General features: G+C 64.0%; 12 protein-coding genes, 2 tRNA genes, 5 rRNA genes and 2 pseudogenes (1 of these 21 only partly in view). 15 read left to right on the top strand and 6 right to left on the bottom strand.

The window, feature by feature from the left end:
• From DL544_RS20935 to rrf (DL544_RS20905), 7 genes are all read left to right on the top strand, one after another.
• Window positions 1–1,292, top strand: a 23S ribosomal RNA gene (locus DL544_RS20935) (it extends 1,588 nt beyond the left edge of the window).
• A 125-nt stretch (window positions 1,293–1,417) separates the two neighbouring features.
• Window positions 1,418–1,532: ribosomal RNA gene (gene rrf / locus DL544_RS20930) — 5S ribosomal RNA — on the top strand.
• Window positions 1,533–2,033: 501 nt separating this feature from the next.
• A 16S ribosomal RNA gene (locus tag DL544_RS20925) occupies window positions 2,034–3,578 on the top strand.
• A 94-nt stretch (window positions 3,579–3,672) separates the two neighbouring features.
• Window positions 3,673–3,748 (top strand) — tRNA-Ala (locus DL544_RS20920).
• A 22-nt stretch (window positions 3,749–3,770) separates the two neighbouring features.
• Window positions 3,771–3,847: transfer RNA gene (locus DL544_RS20915), tRNA-Ile, on the top strand.
• A gap of 223 nt (window positions 3,848–4,070) precedes the next feature.
• Window positions 4,071–6,950 (top strand): 23S ribosomal RNA (locus DL544_RS20910).
• A gap of 126 nt (window positions 6,951–7,076) precedes the next feature.
• A 5S ribosomal RNA gene (gene rrf / locus DL544_RS20905) occupies window positions 7,077–7,191 on the top strand.
• The 16S, 23S and 5S rRNA genes sit together here with 2 tRNA genes alongside, the layout of an rRNA operon.
• Before the next feature lie 365 nt (window positions 7,192–7,556).
• Here rrf (DL544_RS20905) and DL544_RS20900 read toward each other — a convergent pair.
• The 3 genes from DL544_RS20900 to hemH form a co-directional block, all read right to left on the bottom strand.
• Window positions 7,557–9,731 carry a methyl-accepting chemotaxis protein gene (locus tag DL544_RS20900; protein WP_255313012.1) on the bottom strand — a complete coding sequence of 725 codons (2,175 nt, stop codon included), beginning with the start codon at window positions 9,729–9,731 and terminating at the stop codon, window positions 7,557–7,559.
• A 220-nt stretch (window positions 9,732–9,951) separates the two neighbouring features.
• On the bottom strand, window positions 9,952–10,806 hold the full coding sequence (locus DL544_RS20895; protein ID WP_065185934.1) for an alpha/beta fold hydrolase: 855 nt from the start codon (window positions 10,804–10,806) through the stop codon (window positions 9,952–9,954).
• Window positions 10,803–11,765 carry a ferrochelatase gene (gene hemH, locus DL544_RS20890; RefSeq protein WP_065185933.1) on the bottom strand — a complete coding sequence of 321 codons (963 nt, stop codon included), beginning with the start codon at window positions 11,763–11,765 and terminating at the stop codon, window positions 10,803–10,805. The genes DL544_RS20895 and hemH overlap by 4 nt, the downstream gene beginning before the upstream one ends.
• Window positions 11,766–11,930: 165 nt before the next feature.
• Between hemH and DL544_RS20885 the strand changes: the two genes are divergently transcribed.
• The 4 genes from DL544_RS20885 (at window position 11,931) to tatC (ending at window position 14,347) form a co-directional block, all read left to right on the top strand.
• Complete coding sequence (locus DL544_RS20885) at window positions 11,931–12,824, top strand: lipid-binding SYLF domain-containing protein (protein ID WP_061480672.1); 894 nt, start codon at window positions 11,931–11,933, stop codon at window positions 12,822–12,824.
• Window positions 12,825–12,899: 75 nt separating this feature from the next.
• Window positions 12,900–13,127: a Sec-independent protein translocase subunit TatA gene (tatA, locus tag DL544_RS20880; protein WP_005420453.1), complete on the top strand. Its 228-nt coding sequence runs from the start codon at window positions 12,900–12,902 to the stop codon at window positions 13,125–13,127.
• A gap of 15 nt (window positions 13,128–13,142) precedes the next feature.
• A complete protein-coding gene (gene tatB, locus DL544_RS20875; protein WP_053500646.1) occupies window positions 13,143–13,601 on the top strand; it encodes a Sec-independent protein translocase protein TatB in 459 nt (152 codons plus the stop codon).
• Window positions 13,598–14,347, top strand: a complete 750-nt coding sequence (gene tatC, locus DL544_RS20870) for a twin-arginine translocase subunit TatC (RefSeq protein WP_005420449.1) — start codon at window positions 13,598–13,600, stop codon at window positions 14,345–14,347. Before tatB ends, tatC begins: the two co-directional genes overlap by 4 nt.
• Before the next feature lie 83 nt (window positions 14,348–14,430).
• Here tatC and DL544_RS20865 read toward each other — a convergent pair whose 3' ends face one another.
• From DL544_RS20865 to DL544_RS20855, 3 genes and pseudogenes are all read right to left on the bottom strand, one after another.
• A complete protein-coding gene (locus tag DL544_RS20865; protein ID WP_005420447.1) occupies window positions 14,431–15,342 on the bottom strand; it encodes a BPSS1780 family membrane protein in 912 nt (303 codons plus the stop codon).
• 49 nt (window positions 15,343–15,391) lie between these two features.
• Window positions 15,392–16,137 (bottom strand): annotated as a pseudogene (locus DL544_RS20860) (glutamine amidotransferase).
• Window positions 16,109–17,944, bottom strand: a complete 1,836-nt coding sequence (locus DL544_RS20855; protein ID WP_065177804.1) for a GspE/PulE family protein — start codon at window positions 17,942–17,944, stop codon at window positions 16,109–16,111. The pseudogene DL544_RS20860 and the gene DL544_RS20855 overlap by 29 nt, the downstream one beginning before the upstream one ends.
• Before the next feature lie 83 nt (window positions 17,945–18,027).
• Between DL544_RS20855 and glyQ the strand changes: the two genes are divergently transcribed.
• The 4 genes and pseudogenes from glyQ to DL544_RS20835 all read left to right on the top strand — a co-directional run bounded on the left by glyQ (window position 18,028) and on the right by DL544_RS20835 (window position 26,994).
• Window positions 18,028–18,939 carry a glycine--tRNA ligase subunit alpha gene (glyQ, locus tag DL544_RS20850; RefSeq protein ID WP_005420440.1) on the top strand — a complete coding sequence of 304 codons (912 nt, stop codon included), beginning with the start codon at window positions 18,028–18,030 and terminating at the stop codon, window positions 18,937–18,939.
• An 87-nt stretch (window positions 18,940–19,026) separates the two neighbouring features.
• Window positions 19,027–21,102 carry a glycine--tRNA ligase subunit beta gene (gene glyS / locus DL544_RS20845; protein WP_065177805.1) on the top strand — a complete coding sequence of 692 codons (2,076 nt, stop codon included), beginning with the start codon at window positions 19,027–19,029 and terminating at the stop codon, window positions 21,100–21,102.
• A gap of 242 nt (window positions 21,103–21,344) precedes the next feature.
• Window positions 21,345–23,141, top strand: coding sequence for an autotransporter assembly complex protein TamA (locus DL544_RS20840; RefSeq protein ID WP_139728174.1), 1,797 nt, complete (start codon window positions 21,345–21,347; stop codon window positions 23,139–23,141).
• Window positions 23,138–26,994: pseudogene (locus tag DL544_RS20835) on the top strand (translocation/assembly module TamB domain-containing protein). The gene DL544_RS20840 and the pseudogene DL544_RS20835 overlap by 4 nt, the downstream one beginning before the upstream one ends.

Raw genomic sequence — 26,994 nt, 5'->3', positions numbered from 1 at the left:
AACCGACACAGGTGGGTAGGATGAGAATTCTCAGGCGCTTGAGAGAACTCGGGTGAAGGAACTAGGCAACATGGCACCGTAACTTCGGGAGAAGGTGCACCCTTTTTGGTGGCTCGTGCGAGCTATAGCTGAAGAGGGTCGCAGTAACCAGGCCGCTGCGACTGTTTATCAAAAACACAGCACTCTGCAAACACGAAAGTGGACGTATAGGGTGTGACGCCTGCCCGGTGCTGGAAGGTTAATTGATGGGGTCAGCCGCAAGGCGAAGCTCTTGATCGAAGCCCCAGTAAACGGCGGCCGTAACTATAACGGTCCTAAGGTAGCGAAATTCCTTGTCGGGTAAGTTCCGACCTGCACGAATGGCGTAACGACAGCGGCGCTGTCTCCACCCGAGACTCAGTGAAATTGAAATCGCTGTGAAGATGCAGCGTTCCCGTGGCAAGACGGAAAGACCCCGTGAACCTTTACTATAGCTTTACACTGAACGTTGAGTTCGTCTGTGTAGGATAGGTGGGAGGCTATGAAACCATGGCGCTAGCTGTGGTGGAGCCATCCTTGAAATACCACCCTGTCGTGCTTGACGTTCTAACCTGGGCCCATTATCTGGGTCGGGGACCGTGTATGGTGGGTAGTTTGACTGGGGCGGTCTCCTCCTAAAGAGTAACGGAGGAGCTCGAAGGTACGCTCAGCGCGGTCGGACATCGCGCACTGTGTGCAAAGGCATAAGCGTGCTTGACTGCAAGATCGACGGATCAAGCAGGTAGGAAACTAGGACTTAGTGATCCGGTGGTTCTGTATGGAAGGGCCATCGCTCAACGGATAAAAGGTACTCCGGGGATAACAGGCTGATACCGCCCAAGAGTTCATATCGACGGCGGTGTTTGGCACCTCGATGTCGGCTCATCACATCCTGGGGCTGTAGTCGGTCCCAAGGGTATGGCTGTTCGCCATTTAAAGTGGTACGCGAGCTGGGTTCAGAACGTCGTGAGACAGTTCGGTCCCTATCTGCCATGGGCGTTGGAGATTTGAGAGGGGCTGCTCCTAGTACGAGAGGACCGGAGTGGACGAACCTCTGGTGTTCCGGTTGTCACGCCAGTGGCATTGCCGGGTAGCTATGTTCGGAAGCGATAACCGCTGAAAGCATCTAAGCGGGAAGCGCGCCTCAAGATGAGATCTCCCGGGGCACAAGCCCCCTGAAGGAACCATGTAGACTACGTGGTTGATAGGTCAGGTGTGTAAGTACAGCAATGTATTGAGCTAACTGATACTAATGATCCGTGCGGCTTGACCATATAACCTCAAGTTGCCTTGGCTTTACGACAGCGTCGTAAGAGCATCCAAGTGCACGCTACGTCACAAGAACTATGCGAGGCTGGCGCCTTGTCCCCAGGGACGAGTGCGACACTCCAAAAGCCTCCCTGGTGAAATTAGCGCTGTGGAACCACCCGATCCCATCCCGAACTCGGAAGTGAAACGCAGCTGCGCCGATGGTAGTGTGGCTCAAGCCATGCGAGAGTAGGTCATCGCCAGGGTTTACACCCGAGAACCCCGCTGCATGCGCAGCGGGGTTTTCCTTTTTTTGCAGGCACCTGGTTTCGACCTGGACTTGCAGCAACAACTTCACGAAGAGCTTCAAGTTCCTCAAACAAGTTGTTGACAAAGCTGAAAGGCCTGCCATAATAGGCGGCTCGCAACGACGAAAGGCCTTCGGGCCCAACGACGAAGCAGCATCGGCAACAACGTCCACTCCGGTGAGACGGCCTTGAAAAAAGGTGTTGACGAAGCGGAAAAGCCGGCTATAATGGGCGGCTCGCTGCGAAGGAAACTTCGCAGCACGCGGGAACGGCGCTGAGGCCACTTCCCCGGATCTTTGAAAGTATGCGCAGGTATCTTGTGAAGGCGCCTGCAGGAAGGATGATTGTCCATCTTGCAGACGTTTGATCAAGCAACTATTAATTGTTTTAAAGCAAGCGATACGTTGCCAGAGTCAATCATCTGCAGCTTTAAATTTTGATCTTCGGATCATGTAGTTTTAAGTGAAGAGTTTGATCCTGGCTCAGAGTGAACGCTGGCGGTAGGCCTAACACATGCAAGTCGAACGGCAGCACAGGAGAGCTTGCTCTCTGGGTGGCGAGTGGCGGACGGGTGAGGAATACATCGGAATCTACTCTGTCGTGGGGGATAACGTAGGGAAACTTACGCTAATACCGCATACGACCTACGGGTGAAAGCAGGGGACCTTCGGGCCTTGCGCGATTGAATGAGCCGATGTCGGATTAGCTAGTTGGCGGGGTAAAGGCCCACCAAGGCGACGATCCGTAGCTGGTCTGAGAGGATGATCAGCCACACTGGAACTGAGACACGGTCCAGACTCCTACGGGAGGCAGCAGTGGGGAATATTGGACAATGGGCGCAAGCCTGATCCAGCCATACCGCGTGGGTGAAGAAGGCCTTCGGGTTGTAAAGCCCTTTTGTTGGGAAAGAAATCCAGCTGGCTAATACCCGGTTGGGATGACGGTACCCAAAGAATAAGCACCGGCTAACTTCGTGCCAGCAGCCGCGGTAATACGAAGGGTGCAAGCGTTACTCGGAATTACTGGGCGTAAAGCGTGCGTAGGTGGTCGTTTAAGTCCGTTGTGAAAGCCCTGGGCTCAACCTGGGAACTGCAGTGGATACTGGGCGACTAGAATGTGGTAGAGGGTAGCGGAATTCCTGGTGTAGCAGTGAAATGCGTAGAGATCAGGAGGAACATCCATGGCGAAGGCAGCTACCTGGACCAACATTGACACTGAGGCACGAAAGCGTGGGGAGCAAACAGGATTAGATACCCTGGTAGTCCACGCCCTAAACGATGCGAACTGGATGTTGGGTGCAATTTGGCACGCAGTATCGAAGCTAACGCGTTAAGTTCGCCGCCTGGGGAGTACGGTCGCAAGACTGAAACTCAAAGGAATTGACGGGGGCCCGCACAAGCGGTGGAGTATGTGGTTTAATTCGATGCAACGCGAAGAACCTTACCTGGCCTTGACATGTCGAGAACTTTCCAGAGATGGATTGGTGCCTTCGGGAACTCGAACACAGGTGCTGCATGGCTGTCGTCAGCTCGTGTCGTGAGATGTTGGGTTAAGTCCCGCAACGAGCGCAACCCTTGTCCTTAGTTGCCAGCACGTAATGGTGGGAACTCTAAGGAGACCGCCGGTGACAAACCGGAGGAAGGTGGGGATGACGTCAAGTCATCATGGCCCTTACGGCCAGGGCTACACACGTACTACAATGGTAGGGACAGAGGGCTGCAAGCCGGCGACGGTAAGCCAATCCCAGAAACCCTATCTCAGTCCGGATTGGAGTCTGCAACTCGACTCCATGAAGTCGGAATCGCTAGTAATCGCAGATCAGCATTGCTGCGGTGAATACGTTCCCGGGCCTTGTACACACCGCCCGTCACACCATGGGAGTTTGTTGCACCAGAAGCAGGTAGCTTAACCTTCGGGAGGGCGCTTGCCACGGTGTGGCCGATGACTGGGGTGAAGTCGTAACAAGGTAGCCGTATCGGAAGGTGCGGCTGGATCACCTCCTTTTGAGCAAAGACAGCATCGTCCTGTCGGGCGTCTTCACAAAGTACCTGCATTCAGAGATTTACATCGGCCAGGCCGGTGTGAGATGTCCCTTTCTGGGGCCTTAGCTCAGCTGGGAGAGCACCTGCTTTGCAAGCAGGGGGTCGTCGGTTCGATCCCGACAGGCTCCACCAGGGAGATTAAGAAACAAGCTCCGGGTCTGTAGCTCAGGTGGTTAGAGCGCACCCCTGATAAGGGTGAGGTCGGTGGTTCGAGTCCTCCCAGACCCACCATTCTCTGAATGACGCATACATTCGATCTTTATACGCATCAGCACTGTGGCTGGTACGTGTTCTTTTAAAACTTGTGACGTAGCGAGCGTTTGAGATGTTCTATCAGACGTGTCGTGAGGCTAAGGCGAGAGACGCAAGTCTCTTTATTGATTGAGTCGTTATATTCGTATCCGGGCTTTGTACCCCCGGGTCATATGTAACCCAAGGCAACTTGCGGTTATATGGTCAAGCGAATAAGCGCACACGGTGGATGCCTTGGCGGTCAGAGGCGATGAAGGACGTGGCAGCCTGCGAAAAGTATCGGGGAGCTGGCAACAAGCTTTGATCCGGTAATGTCCGAATGGGGAAACCCACCCGCTTGCGGGTATCCTGCAGTGAATACATAGCTGCTGGAAGCGAACCTGGTGAACTGAAATATCTAAGTAACCAGAGGAAAAGAAATCAACCGAGATTCCGTAAGTAGCGACGAGCGAACGCGGACTAGCCCTTAAGCTGATTTGGTTCTAGGAAAACGCTCTGGAAAGAGCGGCCATAGAAGGTGATAGCCCTGTATCTGAAAGGGCCATTTCAGTGAAGACGAGTAGGGCGGGGCACGTGAAACCCTGTCTGAACATGGGGGGACCATCCTCCAAGGCTAAATACTACTGACCGACCGATAGTGAACCAGTACCGTGAGGGAAAGGCGAAAAGAACCCCGGAGAGGGGAGTGAAATAGAACCTGAAACCGTGTGCGTACAAGCAGTAGGAGCTCCGCAAGGAGTGACTGCGTACCTTTTGTATAATGGGTCAGCGACTTACTGTTCGTGGCAAGCTTAACCGTATAGGGGAGGCGAAGGGAAACCGAGTCTGATAAGGGCGCATAGTCGCGGGCAGTAGACCCGAAACCGGGTGATCTAGTCATGCCCAGGGTGAAGGTGCGGTAACACGCACTGGAGGCCCGAACCCACTCCCGTTGCAAAGGTAGGGGATGAGGTGTGATTAGGAGTGAAAAGCTAATCGAACCCGGAGATAGCTGGTTCTCCTCGAAAGCTATTTAGGTAGCGCCTCATATGTATCCTCTCGGGGGTAGAGCACTGTTATGGCTAGGGGGTCATCGCGACTTACCAAACCATTGCAAACTCCGAATACCGAGACGGACTGTATGGGAGACACACGGCGGGTGCTAACGTCCGTCGTGAAAAGGGAAACAACCCAGACCCACAGCTAAGGTCCCAAATTTTGTGCTAAGTGGAAAACCATGTGGAAAGGCACAGACAGCCAGGAGGTTGGCTTAGAAGCAGCCACCCTTTAAAGAAAGCGTAATAGCTCACTGGTCGAGTCGGTCTGCGGGGAAGATTTAACGGGGCTAAGCACAGAACCGAAGCTTGGGGTGCATAACTTTGTTATGCGCGGTAGAGGAGCGTTCCGTAAGCCGTTGAAGGTGGATTGAGAAGTCTGCTGGAGGTATCGGAAGTGCGAATGCTGACATGAGTAACGATAATGCGGGTGAAAAACCCGCACGCCGAAAGCCCAAGGTTTCCTTGCGCAACGTTAATCGGCGCAGGGTGAGTCGGCCCCTAAGGCGAGGACGAAAGTCGTAGTCGATGGGAAGCAGGTTAATATTCCTGCACCTCGCGTAAGTGCGATGGAGGGACGGAGAAGGTTAGGTGTACCAGGCGTTGGTTGTCCTGGGGAAAGGCGGTAGGTTTGGATCTTTGGCAAATCCGGGATCCTCTAAGACCGAGCACCGAGACGAGCCTTTATGGCAAAGTCACTGATACCACGCTTCCAGGAAAAGCTCCTAAGCTTCAGCTTACGCAGACCGTACCGTAAACCGACACAGGTGGGTAGGATGAGAATTCTCAGGCGCTTGAGAGAACTCGGGTGAAGGAACTAGGCAACATGGCACCGTAACTTCGGGAGAAGGTGCACCCTTTTTGGTGGCTCGTGCGAGCTATAGCTGAAGAGGGTCGCAGTAACCAGGCCGCTGCGACTGTTTATCAAAAACACAGCACTCTGCAAACACGAAAGTGGACGTATAGGGTGTGACGCCTGCCCGGTGCTGGAAGGTTAATTGATGGGGTCAGCCGCAAGGCGAAGCTCTTGATCGAAGCCCCAGTAAACGGCGGCCGTAACTATAACGGTCCTAAGGTAGCGAAATTCCTTGTCGGGTAAGTTCCGACCTGCACGAATGGCGTAACGACAGCGGCGCTGTCTCCACCCGAGACTCAGTGAAATTGAAATCGCTGTGAAGATGCAGCGTTCCCGTGGCAAGACGGAAAGACCCCGTGAACCTTTACTATAGCTTTACACTGAACGTTGAGTTCGTCTGTGTAGGATAGGTGGGAGGCTATGAAACCATGGCGCTAGCTGTGGTGGAGCCATCCTTGAAATACCACCCTGTCGTGCTTGACGTTCTAACCTGGGCCCATTATCTGGGTCGGGGACCGTGTATGGTGGGTAGTTTGACTGGGGCGGTCTCCTCCTAAAGAGTAACGGAGGAGCTCGAAGGTACGCTCAGCGCGGTCGGACATCGCGCACTGTGTGCAAAGGCATAAGCGTGCTTGACTGCAAGATCGACGGATCAAGCAGGTAGGAAACTAGGACTTAGTGATCCGGTGGTTCTGTATGGAAGGGCCATCGCTCAACGGATAAAAGGTACTCCGGGGATAACAGGCTGATACCGCCCAAGAGTTCATATCGACGGCGGTGTTTGGCACCTCGATGTCGGCTCATCACATCCTGGGGCTGTAGTCGGTCCCAAGGGTATGGCTGTTCGCCATTTAAAGTGGTACGCGAGCTGGGTTCAGAACGTCGTGAGACAGTTCGGTCCCTATCTGCCATGGGCGTTGGAGATTTGAGAGGGGCTGCTCCTAGTACGAGAGGACCGGAGTGGACGAACCTCTGGTGTTCCGGTTGTCACGCCAGTGGCATTGCCGGGTAGCTATGTTCGGAAGCGATAACCGCTGAAAGCATCTAAGCGGGAAGCGCGCCTCAAGATGAGATCTCCCGGGGCACAAGCCCCCTGAAGGAACCATGTAGACTACGTGGTTGATAGGTCAGGTGTGTAAGTACAGCAATGTATTGAGCTAACTGATACTAATGATCCGTGCGGCTTGACCATATAACCTCAAGTTGCCTTGGCTTTACGACAGCGTCGTAAGAGCATCCAAGTGCACGCTACGTCACAAGAACTATGCGAGGCTGGCGCCTTGTCCCACAGGGACGAGTGCGACACTCCAAAAGCCTCCCTGGTGAAATTAGCGCTGTGGAACCACCCGATCCCATCCCGAACTCGGAAGTGAAACGCAGCTGCGCCGATGGTAGTGTGGCTCAAGCCATGCGAGAGTAGGTCATCGCCAGGGTTTATACCCAAAACCCCGCTGCTGACGCAGCGGGGTTTTTCTTTGTGCGCAGGAAATGCGGGTGGTGCCGGCCGCTGGCCGGCAACCCGATGGCGTTACATCGCCCGGTAGATCCACGCCATGCGTGGATGCCGTCCACGAGGAAGCATTGCGCCAACCAAGGTTGGCCGCTACCAATCGATTGCCAGCCAGCGGCCGGCACTACCGGTAGATCCACGCCGTGTGTGGATGCGGCGCCAAACAGGGTTGGCCGCTCCTCACGGCAGGTCCGGAAGCGGACTTTTCCTGACCCATCACGCAGAAGCAGGTAAAAAAACGGCGCCCTGCGGGCGCCGTCTTGATCAGGATCGCATTGCAGGCCCGGATCAGGCGGCCCGCGGGACCTCGTGCGGTTCCTGCTGGCGGAACACCGATACTGCCTCGGTAAGCGTCCCCGCCTGCGTCTGCAGCTCGCGTGCGGCCGCGGTGGCTTCTTCCACCAGCGCCGCGTTCTGCTGCGTGGCCTGATCCATCTGCACCACGGTCTGGTTGATCTGCTCGATGCCGATCGACTGCTCCTGCGAGGCCGCCGAGATCTCACGCATCAGATGGCTGACATTCTCCACGCCGCCGACAATGCCCTGCATCCGCTGGCCGGCGTCGGCCACCAGCTGGGCACCTTCGCCCACCTGTCGGCCTGCCTCATCGATCAGCTTTTTGATTTCCTGTGCGGCGGCGGCGGAGCGCTGCGCCAACACGCGCACCTCGCTGGCCACCACGGCGAAGCCACGGCCCTGCTCACCGGCACGTGCGGCTTCCACCGCCGCATTGAGCGCGAGGATATTGGTCTGGAAGGCGATGCCATCGATCACGCCGGTGATGTCGCCGATCCGCTTCGAGGCGCCTTCAATCGCCTGCATGGTGTCGACAACCCGCTGCATCGCGGTGTTGCCGTCACTGGCGGCGCTCTGCGTGGACGCAGCCAGCTCACTGGCCTCGCGCGCATGCGTAGCATTCTGGCGCACGGTGGCGGTCAGCTCCTCCATCGAGGCTGCGGCTTCCTGCAGGTGCGCCGCCTGGCGCTCGCTGCGCTCGGACAGCGCACCATTGCCTGCAGCGATCTCGCTGGCGGCGGTACTGATCGAGGCCGCGCACTGCTGGATGCGGCCCACCATGCGCGCCAGCTGGCCGGCGGTGGCGTTGGCATCACGCTGGATCGCGGCGAAGGCACCGTGGTACTCACCGTGCATGCGCCGATCGAGATCGCCGTTGGCCAGCGCCGAAAGCATCTGCCGCACGTCGTTGACGGTGCTGCCCAGCGTATCGAGCAGCTGGTTGATGCCACCGGTCAGGCCATCGAGGAAGCTGGCGCCTTCGGTTGCCTGCAGGCGCTGGCCGAGATCGCCGGCAGCGGCAGCAGCGACGATGCCGGCCACGGCGTTCTCCAGCGCCAGCTCCTGGGTACGGTCATGCCATTCCACGGCGAAACCGAGGCGCATGCCCTGTGCATCGAACACCGGGGTGACCACCTGGGCGAAGTGCACCGGGCCGATCTGTACCTTGCCGTTGTGGCTGGCCTGCAGGCCATTGAGGATGGCGCGGATGCGGTCCGGGTTGGCATGGAAGCGATGGATGCTGCTGCCGACCAGGCGTTCGGCATCGAAGTCAGGGAAGGCCTGGCGCAGTGTCGCCTGCTGGTTGCGCAGCAGAGCCACCACCGAGCGGTTCACATAGCGGACCACGTGATCATTGTCGGCGATCATCATCGCGGTGCGCGAGGCATCCAGCGCCTGACGGATCTGCGCATTCTCGGCATGCGCCTCAGCCTCACGCCCACGTTGGGCCTGGACGTGGCGCGCGGTATCGGCCAGCGCATGGGCCAACGAGCCGGGTGCATAGGATGCGGTGTCGGCATGTGCGCCCAGGTCGGTGCCCGTGGCGATGTCGCGGGCCAGCGCAGCCAGCCGGCGCGGGCCGTGGCCAAGCGCCTCGGTCTGCTGGCGCAGGCGCAGCGCGACCTGGCCGAGGAATGCCGTCAGCCCGGCGAACAGACCCGCCTGCAGCAACGTAGGTCCCACTGCTGCGCCCTGCAGCAGCGGCGCCAACAGCGCGAGCGTGCCGATGCCGCCGGCCAGCCAAACCGGCAGGCGATCACGATGGTTCAACAGCACGCCCAGCAGCAGTGCAATCGGCAACGCCGGTGACAGGCCCGCGATCGCGCACAGCCATGCCAGCTGCAGCGACAACAACAGCGCCAGGCCATTGCGGGTGACGCTATGGCCCGCCTTGGGACCGGCCAGCCAGATGGCAGGCAGCACAGCGGCCGCGACCAGCGAGGCGGTCAGGACATGAGGCCCGCGCAGGGCCAGCACCAGGCCGGCCACCGCCAGTGCCGCACTGCCGATCAGCAATCGGCGGTCAGCGCGGTGGGCGAGCTGCTGCAGATGCGGCAGGCGGGCGGTATCGGGGGGCGAGTGGATGCAGCGGACATCGGCGACTCCTGGATCAGCAGACGACAACGGCCACACGGTGACGCACGCACGAGTGCGTGGCCAGGGCATGGACCGGGAATTCGGGGAATGCGACGCAATCAACGTCGCGCAGACGGGGCGCCGTGACCACATCCTGTGGGTGACGGAGCAATGGAGCGGGCATGCGGACTTCCTTGCAGGACCAGACACACGCCGCAGGCCCGACCGGGCCCACGTGCTGCGGACGCAGTGGCCCGCAACCGATGTATCGGCCGCAACTGCGCAGAATGAAGTGCGCGGACGCTGCGACTCAGCCGGCGTTGTCGTTGCCGAGGAAGCGCAGGATCACCCCGGCGATGCGTGCCGGGTCTTCCATATGCAGGTGGTGGTTGCCGGGAAACACGGCCAGCCGTCCATCACGCAGGTGCTGCAGGCGATCACTGCGCATCGGCTCGGGATAGTAGGACTGCGCCGGCGTGGCATAGATCACCTGCGTCGGGCAGGCGATGGCCTGCAGCAGGTTGTCGATCTGGCCTTCGCTGAGGCGGATCGCAGTGGGCAGCATCAGGCGCGGGTCGCTGCACCAGCGGTAGCCACCTTCGACCGGTTCCACGCCGCGCTCGACCAGCAGCCGTGCGCAGGGTTCGCTGAGCTGGTTGGTCATCATCCGCGCGCGGATCGGCGCTGCCAGATCGGGGAACACGCGCAGCTGCTTGCGTGCCAACGCGCGCGTGGCGTTCACATGCTCGCGCAGGCGATGCGCCGTTTCTTCCTCGGGACCGCGCAGGCCGCCGAGTGCTTCGATCGCCACCAGCCGATCAACACGGTCGCTGACCGAGGCGGTAAGGCTGGCGATGCCGGCACCCATCGAATGGCCGAGCAGGCTGAATCGGTCCCAGCCCAGCGCGTCGGCGACATCGAGTACGTGGCAGATCGCGGCGGCCGTGGTGTAGCTGGCACCCATCGGCAGGTGCGCGCTGTGACCGTGGCCGGGCAGATCGATGGCAACCAGCTGCAACGCCGACAGGTGCGGCGCCAGCGGCACGAAGCTGGCGGCGTTGTCGAGCCAGCCATGCAGGGCCAGCACGCGTGGGCCGCCGCCGTGGTTGCGCAGGCCGGCGACGCGTGCGCCCCCGACCTGGAGTTCAAACGGTTGCAGGCTCATGCCAGCGAGGACACGGCCAGCCGTGCCAGGGCGCGTGCATGCTCCGGCTCGGCGTTGAGGCAGGGGATGTAGCGCATCGTCGCACCGCGCTCGGCCAGTGTTTCGGTGAAGCCCAGCGCAACCTCTTCCAGCGTCTCCAGGCAGTCGGTGGCGAATCCGGGGCAGACCACGTCGATCTGCTTCACGCCGGATTCGGCCAGCGCCCACAGGCTGGGCTCGGCATACGGCTGCAACCAGCGCTCGCGGCCGAAGCGCGACTGGTAACCCATCTGCCAGTCGTCCTTGCCCAGGCCCAGTGCATTGGCGATGGCCTGCGCACTGGCCTCGCAGCGCTGCGGATACGGGTCGCCCGCGTCGGCCAGGCGCTGCGGGATACCATGGAAGGAAAACATCAGTTTCTGACCGCGACCGTGCTGTTCCCAGTAGCGGCGGATCGATCCGGCTACGGCCTCGACCCAGCCGGGATCGACCGAGTAATCCCGCACCAGGCTCACGGTCACGCCCGGGTTGCGGCGCTGCCACGCATCGACCCGGTCTTCGACCGAGGCGGTGGTGGTGGTGGAGTACTGCGGGTACAGCGGCAACACCACGATCCGGCGCGCGCCGTCGGCGGCAAGACGGTCGAGCTCGCCGGCCAGCGCCGGTTCGCCGTAACGCATCGCATGGCGTACCGTCAGGGTCGGCAGCAGGGCCTGCATGGCCTGCGCCAGCTGGCGCGTATGTACCATCAGCGGTGAGCCGTCGGGCAGCCAGACCTGGGCGTACTTGGCCGCCGACCGGCCGCTTCGCAGCGGCAGGATCAGCCCGCGCAGCAGCGGCTGCCAGAGCAGTGCCGGAATCGCGACCACGCGCGGGTCGGACAGGAATTCGGCCAGGTAACGGCGTACGGCGGCGGCCGTCGGCGTCTCGGGCGTGCCTAGGTTGACCGCCAGCACGGCGGTATCGGGTGCGTCGAGCATGGGCGGTATTGTCGCCTATCCGGCGCCGCGCCGGGATGCAGGGTTCGGATTGCAGGCATAGCGCGCATCAATGCGGGCAGGGAACGCTCATTGGGGATTCATGACAACACCACTAATTTCAGTCACTTGCTATATCTTCCTACGGACTGACTTCTGGAGCCTGCCATGCGTCGCCCGATCCAAGCCCTGCTGATCGCCGCCAGCCTGCTGTCCAGCCAGGCCATGGCCGGACCGCAGGAAGACCAGCGCGCCCGCAACGCCGTGCGCGTGCTGGCCGAAATCCAGGAAATTCCTGAACAGGGCATTCCGGATAAATTGCTCGACGAAGGCCGCGCGGTCATCGTCATTCCCGACACGATCAAGGCCGGTCTTGTCATTGGCGGTCGTCGTGGCCACGGCCTGATGTCGGTGCGCATGCCCAATGGCGCATGGTCCAACCCGGTGTTCGTGAAGCTCACCGGTGGCAGCATCGGCTTCCAGGCCGGCGTGCAATCTTCGGATGTGGTTCTGGTGTTCCGCAACGACCGCAGCCTGGACAATCTGGTCAACGGCAAGTTCACGCTCGGCGCCGATGCTGGCGTTGCCGCCGGTCCGGTCGGCCGCAATGCCGCCGCCGCCACCGACGGCCAGCTGAAGGCCGAGATCTGGTCCTGGTCGCGTGCCCGTGGGCTGTTCGCGGGCGTCGCGCTGGATGGTGCGGTGCTGCAGATCGACGATGCCGCCAACCTTGACGCCTACGGCAGCAACACCACGCCGCGCATGATCTTCGAAGGTCGCGCCGCCGGTGCGCCGTCGATGGACGTGGTCGCCTTCCGTGATCGTCTGGAAGAGGCCACCTACGCCGCCCGCAACAACCGCAACGGCAACGGTGGCAGTGCACCGCGTCCGGCGGCGACCCCGGCGGTTGCGCCGGCGCCTGTTCAGGCCGCGCCGGCCGCCCCAACCGAAGCCACCACCGCGCCGCTGCAGAACGTGCCGCAGAACCCGCCGCCGCAGCAGCAGGGCTTCCAGCCGGTCAACGACGGCGAAATCCGCACGGAAACGCTGGGCGGAAACTGACTTTCGTCACGCGCGCCGGCTGACACCCGGTGCGCTATGCTCGACAGCCTGATCACTAACGTAACGAGCGTCTTTATGGGCAGTTTCAGCATCTGGCATTGGTTGGTCGTGCTGGCCATCGTCCTGCTGGTGTTCGGCACCAAGCGCCTGACCAGTGGCGCCAAGGACCTCGGCTCGGCGGTCAAGGAATTCAAGAAGGGCATGCGCGACGAAGACAAGCCGAACGCGCAGCTGGGCGATGAGTCGCGCAGCCAGGACGCCTCGCGCACCGCGCAGGACGAGCACGACCGTAACGCTCGCTGATCCGGAGCGGTTGCGGTGTTCGATATCGGCTTCAGCGAACTGCTGGTGATCGCGGTGGTCGCCCTGGTGGTGCTCGGTCCCGAGCGCCTGCCCAAGGCGGCCCGCTTCGCCGGCCTGTGGGTGCGCCGTGCCCGCAATCAGTGGGATTCGGTGAAACAGGAACTGGAACGCGAACTGCAGGCCGAGGACATCAAGCGGCAAATGCAGGAGGTGCGCCAGGGCATGCAGGACACCGAGAACCAGCTGCGCGCCAGCGGCGAGGCGATCCGTCGCGAAGCGCAGCAGGCGCAGCAGCAGGGCGATGCGCTGGCGCAGGAAGTACGCGCGCCGGCGCCTGCGGATCCGCCGCCGCATATGGGCGGCCTGCCGCCTGCCGATGCACCGGTACAGGAGGGCATTGCGCCAGAGCCGATGCCGGCGACACCCCCTGAAGCCGGTGCTCCGACGCCGCAGCGCACGGAGCGCCAGCCATGAGTGAACAGGATTTCGGCGAAAGCTCGCTGGTCGAACATCTGGTGGAACTGCGCGGCCGCCTGGTGCGCGCATTGCTGGGCCTGGGCGTGGTGCTGCTGGCGCTGCTGCCGTTTACCCAGAAGCTGTACAACGCGCTGGCCGAACCGCTGGTCTCGCAGCTGCCCAACGGGCAGACGATGATCGCGACCAATCCGGCCGGCGCCTTCTTCGCGCCATTGAAGCTGACCTTCTTCGTTGCCCTGTTCGTGGCGGTGCCGTGGCTGCTGTACCAGCTGTGGGCCTTCGTCGCCCCGGGGCTTTACGCGCGTGAGAAGCGCCTGGCGGTGCCGCTGCTGGTGTCTTCGGTACTGCTGTTCTACACCGGCTGTGCCTTCGCCTACTTCCTGGTGCTGCCGGCGGTGTTCCATTTCCTGACCACCTTCAGCCCGGACGTGATCGCGATCACCCCGGATGCGAATGCCTACCTGGATTTCGTGCTGGCGATCTTCTTCGCCTTCGGTGGCAGCTTCGAACTGCCGGTGGCGATGGTGATCCTGGTGCTGCTGGGCTGGGTGACGCCGCAGCAGTTCAAGGAAGGCCGTGGCTACGCGATCGTCGGCATCTTCGTGCTGGCGGCGGTGCTGACCCCGCCGGACGTGGTCTCGCAGCTGATGCTGGCGATCCCGATGTGCCTGCTCTACGAGCTGGGCATCCACGCCGCACGCTGGCTGGTGCCGTCGTCGGCCGTGAAGAAACCCGCCGCCTGAAAAAAACAAAAGGGGACGGAGGGGATTAAGTCGCTATCGGCACAGTGGCACAAACGACTTAATCCCCTCCGTCCCCTTTTTCGTCAGGCGTGGAAGATGTCGCTTGAGGTCGGGGTGGTCGGGACCGGCGGTGCGGCGCGACTGCCACGGTGCACGAACATCTGCTTCCACGCGGCATAGACCGCGCCGACATACAGCGGCATCAGCACCGTGGTCAGCACCAGCTGGGCGATGAAGGCGGCGGCCAGCGGGCCACCGATCAGCATCGCGATCTGGATCACGATCACGAACAGGATGTAGATGCAGAACGCGGCGATCAGGCCGAGCACGGCGAACACGATCATCGCGCCGATGTTCTCGATGCAGCCCTGCAGGCTCAGGCGCAGCGCGTGCATGCCGCTCTGCTTGTCGAACACCACCAGCGCCGGCTGGGTGAACATTGCCAGCGACAGTGCGACCGCGCTCAGGAACACCAGCAGCATCCACAGCGCGATGCGCTTGGCCGGCAGGTTGGCCACCAGCGCCGCGGCATCGTCCGGCTTGATCTGCTGGCCACTGCGGCTGATCTCTTCCATCTTGGTCATGACCTCGCTGAAGGCGGTGAAGCCTTCGCGACCGATCATCATGAACAGCAGCGCGCCCAGCAGCAGTACCGCCAGCACCTGGATCGCCAGCGGCACCAGCAGGTGGCTGACGCGGTGGTCGCGGATCGGCTGCAGCAGGTGCGAGGACAGGCCCGGGCGGCCTTCGTCGATCTCACCCACGGCGTAGAGCATGCCGCCGAACATGATCGGCGAGATGGCCAGGGTCATCAGCTGCACGGCCATGCCGGCGGCGCCGGGAATCAGCGTCGACAACAGGGTGACCACCCAGCTCACCAGCAGCCAGGCCAGGCCGATCCGGGCCAGCTGCAGCGGCGCACGCCGATACAGCGAGAACGTATCCAGCAACCACTGGGCGCCCGCCGAGGCCGGCAGCTTGCGAATCTCTTTCATGGACATCCGGGAAGGACAGGAGGGGACGGGCGGTTGCCCGTGCCGCTGATTATCCCTGTTTTGCCGCCGGCTGGGCTGAAGACAGCCGCGCCTGTCGGACGAAGCGGCGCAGCAGCTGGCGGGCCAGCGGTGCGGCGCTGACTGCGCGCTCGATGCTGCGCGCACAGCCGCCGTGGCGGCCGATGCAGTCGGCGCGGGCGCGCACGTAGCCGCGCATGTGGTGGGTGGCGAATTCGGGTGGAACTGCACGCCCCAGGCCTGGCGCCCCCAGCGGAACGCGTGGCAGCCATCCAGCGGCGAGCGTGCAAGCACCTCGGCACCGTCGGGCGCGCGCAGCACGGTCTGCAGGTGGGTGGCGTGGGCGGCAAAGTGCTGCGGCAGGCCCTGGAACAGCGGATCCTGTGCCGCCTGTGGCTGCAGCTCCAGTTCGATCGTGCCGGACTCGCGCCCGGCCGGGTTGTAGGCCACCTCACCGCCCAGCGCATGCGCCAGCAGCTGGTGGCCGTAGCAGATGCCGAACACCGGCAGGTCAGCGTGGGCGGTCTGGCGCAGCCAGGCCGCGCTGCGCTCGCTCCAGTCGGCGTGGTCAGTAACGAAGGCGGCCGAGCCGGTCACCAGTACCCCGGCAAAACCGTGCGGATCGGGCAGGGCGCCACCGTGTTCGACATCGACCACCACCGTCTCATGTTCCTCCAGCCCGGCGGCGACGCGGATCCAGTGCGGAAAGCGCCCGTAGCGGCGCAGCGACGGTACCGGGCGGCCGGTTTCAAGGATCAGGAAGGGGGCTGGGTTCATCCGGGGGCGGCAGCACTGACAGGACTTCCTCGATTGTAGTCAGCCCCTGCGCCACCTTTTCAAGCCCGGCCTGGCGCAGGGTTCGCAGCCCTTCAGCGCGCGCGGCACGGGTGAAACCGGCCAGATCCATGTCGGCGCGGATCTGCCCGCGCAGCCGCGAGCCCAATGGCAGCAACTCATACAGGCCGATGCGGCCGAGGAATCCGGTGCGCCGGCACTCCAGGCAACCGACCGGACGACAGGGCGTGGCGGCATCTGGATATGCAGCCTGGCTATCAGCCAGCACCGCCCAGTCGGCCGCACCGAGGGTGTGCGGCTGCTTGCAGTGCGGGCACAGGGTGCGCACCAGGCGTTGGGCGAGGATGCCGTTGAGGGTGCTGGCCAGCAGGTAGTGCGGCACGCCCAGGTCGAGCAGGCGGGTGACCGCCGACGGTGCATCGTTGGTGTGCAGGGTGGACAGCACCAGATGGCCGGTCAGCGAGGCCTGCACCGCCATCTGCGCGGTTTCCAGGTCGCGGATCTCGCCGATCATGATGATGTCCGGGTCCTGCCGCAGCAGGGTGCGCACGCCGCTGGCGAAGTCCAGGTCGATGTTGGCCTGCACCTGCATCTGGTTGAACTCGGGCGCGATCATCTCGATCGGGTCCTCCACCGTGCACACGTTCACGTCCGGCGTGGCCAGCCGCTTCAGCGTGGAATACAGGGTGGTGGTCTTGCCCGAGCCGGTCGGGCCGGTGACCAGCACGATGCCGTGCGGGCGCTCGACCAGTGCATTCCAGCCAGCGGCCTCCTGCGGGCTGAAGCCGAGCTGGTCGATGCTCTTGAAGGCGGCATCGGGGTCGAAGATGCGCATCACGCACTTCTCACCGAAGGCGGTGGGCATGGTAGACAGGCGCATCTCGACCTCGCGGCCACCCGGCGAGCGGGTCTTGATGCGGCCGTCCTGCGGGCGCCTGCGCTCGGCCAGGTCCATGCGGCCGAGTACCTTGATGCGGCTGACCACCGCGGTCATCACTGCCGGCGGCACCTCGAACACCTTGTGCAGCACACCATCGATGCGGAAGCGCATGCGTCCCATCTCGCGGCGCGGTTCCAGGTGGATGTCCGAGGCGCGCTGCTCATAGGCGTACTGCAGCAGCCAGTCGACGATGTGCACGATGTGCTGGTCGTCGGCATTGACGTCGCCGGTGCGGCCCAGCTCGACCAGCTGCTCGAAGCTGGGCAGGGTGGTGTTGGCCTCGCCGCGGACGTCGCCGCGCGCGCCACGCACCGAACGGGTCACCCCGTAGAACTCCATGGTGTAGCGGTGCAGGTCGAGCGGATTGACCACCGCCAGCTCGATGCGGCGGCGTGTCAGGTGCTGCAGGTCGCGGCGCCATTCCTGCACCAGCGGCTCGCTGGTGGCCACCAGTACCCGTTCGGCATCCACTGCCAGCGGCAGGAAGCGGTGGCGACGGGCATAGGCGTGGGAGACCAGCGCGGTGACCGCAGCGACGTCGACCCGGGTCGGATCGATGCGCAGGTAGTGGTTGCCGGTGCGTTGGGCCAGCCATTCGGTCAGGCGTTCCAGGGTCAGTTCGCCGCCGTCGCGGGTGGCCAGCTTGAGGTTGGACAGCAGCACCAGCGGGTGCACTTCACTGGCATTGCGCGCGCCCTGTGCGGAAAACCGCATGCGCTCGCCCTCGTGCTCGGCGACCAGGCCGTCGGCCAGCAGCGCCGCACCCACCTGCTCGAAATGCAGGCGGCCCCACGGCAGCGGGACGCCGCCTGGCTCGCCGGGCGTGCCCACCGGCAGCCGATGTTCCATCTGCCTGCTCCTCCCGGGTACGGAATGCCCCGCAGGTCGGCCGTTATACTAGCGCACCCCCTTGCCGGCCAAGACTCGTACGCATGTCCGCGACCCCGACCGTTCCGATCACCTTCCAGGGCCTGATCCAGACCCTGAACCAGTTCTGGGCCCAGCAGGGCTGCGTGCTCATCCAGCCGCTCGACCTGGAGGTGGGCGCCGGTACCTTCCACCCGGCCACCTTCCTGCGGGCGATCGGGCCGGAAAGCTGGAACGCGGCCTACGTGCAGCCGTCGCGCCGCCCGACCGACGGCCGCTACGGCGAGAACCCGAACCGCCTGCAGCGCTACTACCAGTACCAGGTGGCGATGAAGCCGGCGCCGGACAACATCCAGCAGCTGTACCTGGATTCGCTGAAGGCACTGGGCATCGATCCGCTGGTGCACGACCTGCGCTTCGTCGAGGACAACTGGGAATCGCCGACGCTGGGCGCGTGGGGCCTGGGCTGGGAAGTCTGGCTCAACGGCATGGAGGTGACCCAGTTCACCTACTTCCAGCAGGCCGGTGGCCTGGAGTGCCGCCCGGTGCTGGGCGAGATCACCTACGGTCTCGAGCGCCTGTGCATGTACCTGCAGAACTGCGACAACGTCTATGACCTGGTCTGGACCTACGGCCCGGACGGCCAGCCGGTGACCTACGGCGACGTCTACCACCAGAACGAGGTGGAGCAGAGCACCTACAACTTCGAATACGCCGACGTGGACGAAATGTTCCACCGCTTCGACGCCTGCGAGCGTGAAGCGCAGAAGCTGGTGGAAGTGGGCCTGCCGCTGCCGGCCTACGAGCAGGTGATGAAGGCCAGCCACACCTTCAACCTGCTCGATGCGCGCCGCGCGATCAGCGTGACCGAGCGCCAGCGCTACATCCTGCGCGTGCGCGCGCTGGCCCAGGCGGTGGCCAGGGCGTATTACGAGCAGCGCGAGAAGCTGGGCTTCCCGGGTGCGAAGAAGGCCTGACCGCCTTCCTGCACCGTCCCGCTTTTCATCAACTACCCGGGGCGCCGGACGCGTTGCGCGCTGCGCCCCCACCACAGGATCGAACCGATGAGCCAACTGTCCCCCCTGCTGATCGAACTGGGCACCGAGGAGCTGCCGGTCAAGGCGCTGCCGGGCCTGGCCCAGGCGTTCTTCGACGGTGTTGTCGAAGGCCTGCGCAAGCGTGGCGTCGCGCTGGAGCTGGGCGATGCCCGCCCGCTGTCGACCCCGCGCCGGCTGGCCGTGCTGCTGCCGGGCGTCGGCCTGGAACAGCCGGAACAGCACAGCGAAGTGCTGGGCCCGTACCTGAACATCGCGCTGGACGCCGAAGGCCAGCCGACCAAGGCCCTGCAGGGCTTCGCCGCCAAGGCCGGGATCGACTGGACCGCGCTGGAGAAGACCACCGACAACAAGGGCGAGCGCTTCGTGCACCGCGCGGTGACCCCGGGCGCGAGCACCGCCAGCCTGTTGCCGGAAATCCTGCGCGAGGCGATCGCGGCGATGCCGATTCCCAAGCCGATGCGCTGGGGCGATCACGCCTGGGGCTTCGCCCGCCCGGCGCACTGGCTGGTGCTGCTGCACGGCGCCAACGTGGTCGAGGCCGAACTGTTCGGCCTGCAGGCCGGCCGTGCCAGCCGTGGCCATCGCTTCCACCACGACCAGGCCGTGTCGCTGGCGCAGCCGCAGGATTACGTTGAAGCGCTGCGCGCCGCGTTCGTGCTGGTCGACCCGAGCGAGCGACGTGCGCGCATCGTCGCCGAGGTCGAGGCCGCTGCAGCCGGGGCCGGTGGCAGCGCCCGCATCACCGACGACAACCTGGAGCAGGTGGTGAACCTGGTCGAATGGCCGTCGGCGGTGCTGTGCAGCTTCGAACGCGCCTTCCTGGCAGTGCCGCAGGAAGCACTGATCGAAACGATGGAGATCAACCAGAAGTTCTTCCCGGTGCTGGATGCCGCCGGCACGCTGACCGAGAAGTTCATCGGCATCGCCAACATCGAATCGAAGGACGTGGCCGAAGTGGCCAAGGGCTACGAGCGGGTGATCCGCCCGCGCTTTGCCGATGCCAAGTTCTTCTTCGACGAGGACCTGAAGCAGGGCCTGATGTCGATGGGCGACGGCCTGAAGACGGTGACCTACCAGGCCAAGCTGGGCAGCGTGGCCGACAAGGTGGCGCGCGTGGCCGCACTGGCCGAAGTGATCGCAGCCCAGGTCGGTGCCGATCCGGCGCAGGCCAAGCGGGCTGCCGAGCTGGCCAAGAACGACCTGCAGTCGCGCATGGTCAACGAATTCCCGGAACTGCAGGGCATCGCCGGCCGCCACTACGCCGTGGCCGGTGGTGAATCGGCCGACGTGGCGCTGGCCATCGACGAGGCCTACCAGCCACGCTTCGGTGGTGACGACATCGCGCTGTCGCCGCTGGGCAAGGTGCTGGCCATCGCCGAACGCGTGGATACGCTGGCCGGTGGTTTCGCTGCAGGCCTGAAGCCGACCGGCAACAAGGACCCGTTCGCGCTGCGCCGCAATGCGCTGGGCCTGGCCCGCACGATCATCGAAAGCGGCTTCGAACTGGACCTGCGCGCGCTGATGGCCAGCGCCAATGCCGGCCTGGCCGCGCGCAACGTGCAGGCCGATGTCGGCGAGCTGTACGACTTCATCCTCGACCGCCTGAAGGGCTACTACGCTGACAAGGGCGTGCCGGCCACGCACTTCAACGCCGTGGCCGAGCTGAAGCCGGCTTCGCTGTACGACTTCGATCGCCGCCTGGATGCAATCGGCACCTTCGCCGCGCTGCCGGAGGCAGAGGCGCTGGCCGCGGCCAACAAGCGCATCCGCAACATCCTGCGCAAGGCCGAGGGCGAGATTCCGGCGCAGATCGACGCGGCACTGCTGCAGGAAGATGCCGAGCGCGCGCTGGCCGAAGCGGTCACCGCCGCCATCGATGACACCGGCGCCAGCCTGCACCAGAAGGACTATGTGGCGGTGCTGGCACGCCTGGCGCGCCTGCGTCCGCAGGTCGACGCGTTCTTCGATGGCGTGATGGTCAACGCGGAAGATCCGGCACTGCGTGGCAACCGCCTGGCGCTGCTGACGATGCTGGGCGAGCGCCTGGGCAAGGTGGCGGCGATCGAGCATCTGTCGAGCTGACGCCCGTATCGGTAGTGCCGGCCGCTGGCCGGCATTGCCCCGATCTGTGGGTGCCGGCCAGCGGCCGGCACTACCGGAACATCGCCGGCGTTGTCTATCGGGGTCATTGCCGACATCGTGGACGATGCCGGCATCCTGATTGGTCGGTTGCGACAATCGACACTTTGCGGTGTATTTTGACCGCCACTTAACAACCGATCCGCAATGACGTGATGCATTTCGCATCGTCACCTCCGGTCGGTATGCTGTGCCGCATGCAGCCAAAGAAATACGCCCTGCCGCTGATGGTCCTGTCGCTGGCCGCCACTTCCGTGGTCCATGCGCGCGGCACCATCGACAAGGTGGACATCAAGAGATTGGACAAGGGCGACGACGCCGCAATCATCGAGAACATCCAGGAATCGCTGTCGCTGTACGACACGATCGGCAAGGAGCAGGGCGAATCGCGCCTGGAGTACCTGCTGTCGCAGGCCGAGCGGCAGACCCGCCAGGCGCTGGAGCCGTTCGGCTACTACAACCCGGTGATCAAGGTCGAGGCGCCGCGTGAGGACGAGCACGTGCGCGTGCTGATCCACGTCGACAAGGGCGCCCCGGTGACCGTGCGCCGCGAGCACATCGACATCACCGGCCCGGCGATGTACGACCAGTACCTGCAGGACGACCTGGCCGCCTTCAAGCCCCGCAAGGGCCAGCGCTTCGAGCACACCCAGTACGAAGCCAGCAAGATCACCATCACCCGGCGCCTGGCCGAGCGCGGCTACTTCGATGCCGACTACACCCAGCGCCAGGTGCAGATCACCCGCGCCGACAACGCCGCTGACATCGACCTGACCTGGGACAGCGGCCGCCGCTACAACATGGGCCCGGTGCGCTTCGAGCAGGATTACTTCGTCGACAAGCTGTTCGATCCACTGGTGTACTGGGACCAGGGCAGCTACTACCACGAGGGCAAGCTGGACCGGCTGCGCGAGTCGCTGACCAAGCTGGACTACTTCAGCGTGATCGACATCCAGCCGCGCCCGGACCAGGCCGACGAGAACGGCGAAGTGCCGGTGGACGTGAAGCTGACCCGGGCCAAGCGCACCATCTACACCGCAGGCCTGAGCTACGGCAGCGAGAGCGGCCCGGGTGTGCGCGGTGGCATCGAGCGGCGGTTCCTGAACAACCGCGGCCACAAGATGAACACGCAGCTGGACTATGCGCAGAAGCGCAAGAGCCTGGTTACCAGTTACCGCATTCCGGCCTTCAACTGGCTTGATGGCTGGTACACCTTCGCTGCCAGCGCGTATGACGAGCAGACCGACTACATCGACCTGCGCAACTTCAAGCTGATCGCCAGCCGCAGCGGCGAGATCAACGAACACTGGACCGCGATCGCCTCGATCAACGCGCTGCGCGAGCGCTGGCGCTATGCCTCCGGCACCGAATTCACCGACGCGGTCTACAACACCTCGACGCTGGTGTACCCGCAGATGGTTGCCGACTACGTCAACGTCGACGACGAGATGTTCCCGCGCAAGGGCATCAGCGGCGCTGCAACGGTGCGTGCCGGCGTGGAAGGCGCCGGCTCGGATACCAGCTTCGTGCAGGCCAACGCCGTGTTGCGCTGGTACATCCCGGTGGGTGAAAGCAATCGCCTGATCCTGCGCGGCGAGGGCGGCACCACCTGGACCAGCGATCTGGTGGCGATGCCGCCGAGCCTGCGCTACTTCGCCGGTGGTGACCGCAGCATCCGCGGCTACGCCTACCGTGAGGTCGGCCCGCGTACGCCGAAGCCGGACAAGTACGCGCTGGGTGCCAAGAACCTGGTGATCGGCTCGGCCGAGTACGAGCACTACTTCAACGGTGGCCCCTGGGGTGCGGCGGTGTTCGTCGATACCGGCAGTGCCTTCGACAACACCATCGACCTGCATACCGGCGTTGGCTTCGGCGTACGCTGGAAATCGCCGGTGGGCCCGGTGCGCATCGACGTGGCGCACGGCCTGAACAACCCGGATTCGCAGTTCCAGCTGTACCTGAACATCGGAGCGGACCTGTGAGCGCGTCCGCACCGACCCCGAACACCCCGCCGCCACGCGTGCGCTTCTATCGCCGTCGCCGCTTCTGGGCATGGTCGGGTGTGGGCGTGCTGGGCCTGGTGCTGCTTGCCCTGCTGGCGGTCTACTGGCTGCTACAGACCGTGGCTGGCCGTGACGTACTGCTGGCGCAGGTGGTGGCGCGGCTGCCGGTGGGCGCCAGCTTCACCTGGGACAAGGTGGACGGCCCGGTGGCCGGACCGCTGACCCTGTACAACGTCGACTTCCGCTATGACGACATCCATTTCCACGCCGAGCGTGCCCACCTGGAGCCGGACCTGCGCCCGCTGTTGGGCCGCAAGCTGCTGCTGGACAAGCTGGAGCTGACCAACGCGACGTTGAACCTGGCCAAGAGCGATGAGCCGTTCAAGCTGCCGTCGTGGCCCGATTCCCTGCCGCAGATCGAGATGCCGCTGGCGATCCAGGCCGATGCCATCGCCATCGATGGCTTCCGCATCAGCCAGGCCAACGAACCGGTGATCGACATCAGCCGCGTGCGCGGCGGCATCGAGATCGCCAACGGCGAGTTCCAGGCGCACAAGCTGGTGGTGGACAGTGACATGGGCAACTTCACTGCCCAGGGCCGTTACATCCCGGCCAAGGACTACGACACCGACGTGACGGTGACGGCGGTGTTGCCGGCACCGCGTGGGCGCACAGCCGCTACCGTCGGCCTGGTCGCCCGCGGTGACCTGTCGCACATGGAAGTGGCGGTGGCCGGGCGTGCACCGAAGCCGCTGCACGCGATGCTGGTGTTCGATGGCCGCACCGACCCGACGTGGAACGCCAGCGTGCGCAGCGACGAGCTGGATCTGGCGTTGCTGTCGCCGGCCTTGGCGAGCTCGGCGATCACGCCGTTGTCGCTGGATTTCACCGCTGCTGGCAAGGGCGGCAATGCCAACCTGCGTGGCAGGGTGAAGCAGGGCGAGCAGGAACTGGAACTTGCACCGTCCGTGGTGTCATTGCAGGACCAGGTGCTGAAGGTTTCGCCGCTGCTGCTGAAGGGTCTCGGTGGCGAAGCCCGCCTGGAGGGTACCGCCGATTTCAGCCAGGAAGACCAGCAGAAGCTCAACTTCTCGGTGGTCGCGCGTGACCTGAGCTATGTACCGGCGCCCGATCCGAACACCGCCGGCAGCGCACCGGTGCCGGTCACTCTGAAGGAAGCACGCTTCGGCCTGGCCGGTACCCTGAAGGCCTGGGCGGCGATCGGCCGCGCCGAGGTCGAACGCGAAAAGCAGAAGGCGCAGCTGCAGTTCGACGTACGCGGCAATGACCAGGCCGCGTCGATCCACCAGCTGCAGGCGCAGACGCCCGGTGGCCAGCTGCAGGTGGAAGGCCAGGTGGCGTGGGCGCCGCAGCTGGACTGGGACGCCAAGGCCACGCTGAAGGACTTCGACCCGGCTACTTCGTGCCGGGCTGGAATGGCCGCCTGTCCGGCAACCTGGCCTCCAAGGGCCGCCAGCTGCCGCCGCCGGCCAATGCCGCACCGGGCACCGCCGGTACGCTGGAAGCCACGGTGGACCTGCCCTCGCTGAAGGGCATGCTGCGCCAGCGCAATCTCGACGCACAGGGCAAGTTCGCGCTGCAGGGCGCGCAGGGCCAAGGTGACCTGAAACTGGCGCTGGGCAGCAGCCGGGTGACCGCGTCGGGCAAGGTCGGCGACCGCCTCGACATCGATGCGCGTTTCGAGCCATTGCAGTTGAGCGACCTGCTGCCGGCCGCCGACGGTGGCCTGCGTGGCCAGGTACAGGTGAAGGGCCCGCGCGATGCGCCGGACATCACCGCTGACCTGGTCGGCAACAACCTCAACTGGGACGGCTACGGCGCCGAGAGCGTGAGCATCAAGGGCCGCCTGCCGTGGCGCGGCGACAGCGGCACGCTGGCCGTGCAGGGCCAGCAGGTCAACGCGGGCATGTTGCTGGAGCGGCTGAACATCGACGCACAGGGCAGTGTGTCCAACCTGCGCCTGGCCGCGCAGACCCGCAACGAGATGGGTGCGGTCGAGCTGCAGGGCAGCGTGCGCCAGCAGGGCACGCAGTGGCGTGGCGAGCTGGCGTCGCTGCGCATCGCACCGGTGAAGGGCGATGCCTGGGCGCTGCGTGCACCGGCGGCGTTCGCGATCAACGGCAGCACCTACACCCTGTCCGAAGCCTGCCTGGCCGCCGCGAGCAGCGGCGCGCTGTGCGCACAGGCCAACTGGCCGCGCGAAGGCCTGGTGGTGCGCAGCGACGCGCTGCCGCTGGCGCTGGTGCAGCCGTGGTTGCCGCCGCAGTCCGGGCGCCGCATCTACCTTCGCGGCGATGTCAGCCTGGACGCGCACATCCGCCCGCGCGGCAACGCCTGGGAAGGCCATGTGGAGGTGCGCTCGAAGGAAGGCGGCGTGCGCCTGGGCGAGAACCGCAACACCGTGGGCGATACCACCCGCGGCGAGCTGGTGCGCTATGACCAGTTCTCGCTGAAGCTCGACATGACCCCGGCCAGCATCAAGGGCTACCTGGGCATGGGCTTCCAGGGCAATGGCTTCGTCGACGCCAAGATGCAGACCGGCTGGGAAGCCAGTGCGCCGCTTAATGGTGAGCTCTACCTCAACATGTCGCGGCTGTACTGGCTGGAGCTGTTCTCGCCGGACATCGTGCGACCGACCGGTCTGATCGAAGGCCACGTCAGCCTGCGCGGGACGCGAGGCCAGCCGTCGCTGGGCGGTGACGCACAGCTGAGCAACTTCAAGGGCGAATTCCCCGCGCTGGGCCTGACTTTCGACCAGGGCAAGGGCAGCTTCGTGGCCCAGCCCGATGGTTCGGCCAAGATCACCGCGCAGGCCAACTCGGGCCAGGGCACGCTGTACGTGGACGGTGGCCTGTCGTGGTTCGGCGATGCGCAGCCGCTGCAGCTGAAGATCCATGGCGAGAACGTGCTGCTGTCCAACACCAGCGAACTGCGCATCGTCGCCAACCCCAACCTCGACTTCACCCTGGCCAAGGCGGCGATGGAGCTGCGCGGCACCGTGCACGTGCCCGAGGCCGACATCGATCTGGAACGCCTGGACCGCGGCACCTCGGTGTCCGAAGACGTGGTGGTGCTCGACCCGGCCGATCCGGAAGAGTCGCGCACCTCGCCGCTGGACATGGACCTGACGGTCAGCCTGGGCGACAAGGTGAAGATGACCGGGTTCGGCCTGAAGGGCGCGCTGACCGGCAAGATGCAGGTCTGGGCCAAGCCCGGCCGCGAAATGACCGCCAATGGCGGCCTGGAAGTGAGCGGCCGCTACAAGGCGTATGGGCAGGACCTGACCATCACCCGTGGCAACCTCAACTGGAACTACAACGCGGTGTCCGACCCGCGCATCAACATCCGCGCCGAGCGCCGCATCGGTGATGTCACCGCCGGCATCGACGTGACCGGGCGTGCCCAGCAACCGCGTGCCGACGTGTGGTCCGATCCGGCGATGTCGCAGTCCGAGGCACTGGCCTATCTGGTGCTGGGACGCAGCCTGACCGGCGCCAGCAGCGACCAGGCGCAGCAGGTCAACGCGGCCTCGGCGGCGCTCTCGGCTGGCAGTGGCCTGCTCGCCTCGCAGCTGGGTGCCAAGCTGGGCCTGGATGATGCAGGCGTGAGCCAGTCGCGCGCGCTGGGTGGTTCGGTGATCGGCGTCGGCAAGTACATCTCGCCCAAGCTTTACGTGGGTTACGGAGTGTCGCTGGTGGGCGCCGGTTCGGTGATCACGCTGAAGTACCTGCTGCGCCGCGGGTTTGATGTGGAAGTGGAATCGAGCACGGTGGAAAACCGTGGTTCGATCAACTGGCGGCGGGAGAAATGA

Source organism: Stenotrophomonas sp. pho, assembly GCF_006228405.1.
Taxonomy (GTDB): domain Bacteria; phylum Pseudomonadota; class Gammaproteobacteria; order Xanthomonadales; family Xanthomonadaceae; genus Stenotrophomonas; species Stenotrophomonas sepilia.
This window is presented reverse-complemented; position numbering and strand designations above follow the sequence as displayed.